This window comes from Pelagicoccus sp. SDUM812002 (genome assembly GCF_031127835.1).
Classification (GTDB): domain Bacteria; phylum Verrucomicrobiota; class Verrucomicrobiia; order Opitutales; family Opitutaceae; genus Pelagicoccus.
In genome coordinates, this window is record NZ_JARXHX010000069.1 from 1 (window position 1) to 2004 (window position 2004).

1 protein-coding gene is annotated in these 2004 nt (G+C 74.1%); it reads right to left on the reverse strand.

The window, feature by feature from the left end; all coding sequences use genetic code 11:
- Positions 1-37 precede the first annotated feature (37 nt).
- The coding region (locus QEH53_RS23610) for a VCBS repeat-containing protein (RefSeq protein ID WP_309025697.1) at positions 38-2004 on the reverse strand (1967 nt) is incomplete at its 5' end.

A 2004-nucleotide genomic window follows, 5' to 3' on the forward strand; every position in this document is an offset into this window, starting at 1 on the left:
AGAGCAATCGCGGAGCAAGCCGCTACGCGGTGCAGCCTCATCGCTCGCCTCCCTCCTGCCCGGCGTTCGAGAACAGCAGCGCCGGAGAGCCCAGCCGGCACGCGGCGAGGTCGAGGTCGCCGTCCCCGTCGAAGTCCAGGGCCGCCAGGGCTCCGCCAGCGCCGGGCGCGGAGAAGCCGCTCGCGAGCGGGCCGGGAGCGGAGAAGCCGCCCTGCCCGTCGCCCAGCAGGGCGAGGCCCAGGCCCCCGCCGAAGCGGCCGACCGAAGGGTCCACCCGGTGCTCGTTCTGCGTCGCAGCGAGGTCAAGGTCGCCGTCGCCGTCGAAGTCGCCCACCGCGAGGCCGCGAAGAGGGGCCGCCTGGGCGAGCCGCGGGAACGCCGAGAAGCGGTAGCCGCCGCCGGGCTCGCTGAGGAAAGCCCCGGAGCGCAGCTCCGTCGCCTCCAGCCTAAGGGCCGCCGAAAGGGCGCGCTCGCCGAAGAGCTCCTCGAGCGTCGCGGAGGCGTACGCGTCGTTGCTGCGGAAGCGCTTGAGCAGAGGCGGCGCCGAGTCCCCCAGCTCCTTGCGCGTGCGCCAGGGCACGAGGCGCCCGGACTCGTGACGGGCCTCCACGATCTGCCCCGCCCCGCGGCCGCCGAAGTCGCCGAAGTAAAGCACGGCAGGCTCGGAGGCGGAGGCGCGGTAGCGCGTGTTCAGGCCAAGGTTGCCCACCGCGAAGTCGGGGCGCCCGTCGCCGTTGAAGTCACCGGCCGCCACGCTCCCCCAGAAGCCGCGGCCCCCCGAGGCGAAGCCCAGGGACTCGGTCGCGTCCTCGAAGCCGGAGCCGCCGAGGTTGCGCAGGGCGCGGACCGGCCCCCACTCCGTGGCCACCACCAGGTCCAGCCAGCCGTCGCCGTCCAGGTCGGCCGCGGCCGAGCCGGACACAAGGCCGAGGTCGCCTCCGGAGGGGAGCAGGGAGGACGCGTCCTCGAAGCGCCCCCCGGAGCCCAGCAGCAACGCGCTGCGGGCGGAGAGCGGGTAGGCCCCGGGGCTGGAGCGAGAGCCCACGAACGCGTCGGCCAGGCCGTCGCCGTCGAAGTCGCCGGAGCTCGCGCACCAGGCCAGCTCCGGGAGAGCCGGAAGGCCCGGGGAGGAGGCGGCGAAGCTCCCGGAATCCCAGACGTGGAGGCCGGGGCGCGAACCGCCCAGGGCAAGGAGGTCCAGGTCGCCGTCGCCGTCGAAGTCCTCGAGCAGCAGCGGAGCCTTCGCCTCGGGCGAGACCTCCGCGCCGGGGCCGGAGAAGCCGACGGAGCGGGAGCCGAGGTAGAGCCGCGCCGCGCCGCCAGCGCCGGCGAGGACCGCGTCGGTGACGCCGTCGCCGTCCACGTCGCCCGAGGCCGCTCCGGTGACGCCGCCGCCGAGAAGAAGCGTCGCGAGCGGCTGCCGCGCGGGAGAGCCGGAGGATTCCGGCAGGGAGAGCTCGCCCGACCGGGCGAACAGCGGCGAGCCCGAAGGCGAGGCGGACGCGGGGGCAGCGGAGGACGCGGACTCCTCGACCACGTAGCGGCGGTTCGCCGCGAGGCCCTCGAAGACCTGCACGCGGCCGCTGGGCCAGCTTACCGTCACCCGCTCCATGGACTCGGCCGAGCCGAGGCCGAAGTGCAGCGAGGGCTCGCTGCTGGAAAGGTAGCCGCGGGCGAGCACCAGCTGGCGAACCTGCACGCCGCTGGAAGTTTCCACCTTCACCGTCGCGCCCACGCCGAAGCTGTTCGACTCGCTGCCGCGCAGCTCGAAGACCGCGCGAGAGCCGCTCGTCCCGTCGTTGCGCAGCAAGCTCGGGGCGGCGTCGTAGTTGGAGTAAACCAGGTCCAGGTCGCCGTCGCGGTCGAAGTCCCCGAACGCGGCTCCGAAGCTCACCCCCTGCTCGCCAAGACCCCAGGACGACTCCACGCGCTCGAAGCTCAGCCCACCCAGGTTGCGGAACGCAAGGTTCGACTCCGAAAGCAATGGGCTCGCTCGCATGATAC